The sequence below is a fragment of the Paenibacillus sp. 598K genome (assembly GCF_003851045.1).
Taxonomy (GTDB): Bacteria; Bacillota; Bacilli; order Paenibacillales; family Paenibacillaceae; genus Paenibacillus_D.
This window is the reverse complement of record NZ_BFBX01000225.1, coordinates 1,021-1,518: the sequence shown is the minus strand read 5'-3', so window position 1 is coordinate 1,518 and position 498 is coordinate 1,021. Positions and strand designations below refer to the sequence as shown.

Here is a 498-nt window from a genome sequence, read left to right as displayed (position 1 = left end):
GACTCGGCTTTTTGGCTTGGGGGCGGCCGTGGCTACCCTCTATCTCTGGCTATCAAGGCTGCTCGCTCGGGAGATGCGGCTCCGGCTCTTGCTTGTACAGTCTGGAGTTGGTCGTGACATAGTTGAACACATTCGTCACGATGACCTTCAGCACCGCGTAGCCTGGTACCGCGAGAACGATGCCGACGATGCCGAACAGGTTGCCTGCAGTCAAAATGACGAATATAATCGTAATCGGATGGACCTGCAGCGTCTTGCCCATAATCTGCGGCGAGATGAACTTGCCTTCGATAAGCTGGACGACGGTCCAGATGACGATCATCTTGATCAGCATGAGCGGCGAGGTGACAAGTGCGACGATCATCGCCGGCGTAATCGCGATCGCCGGTCCCAGGTAAGGGATGACGGCGGTACAGGCCGCGATCAGGGCGAGCACGAGCGAATACTTGAGCCCGATGATCAGATAGCCGATGTAGAGCAGCATGCCGATGCAGCAGC

The 498-nt window shown here is 57.2% G+C and carries 1 protein-coding gene; it reads right to left on the bottom strand.

The window, feature by feature from the left end; translation table 11 throughout:
- Positions 1-52: 52 nt before the first annotated feature.
- Positions 53-498: AI-2E family transporter (locus tag PA598K_RS38525; RefSeq protein WP_260405764.1), on the bottom strand; the 446-nt coding region annotated here is incomplete at its 5' end.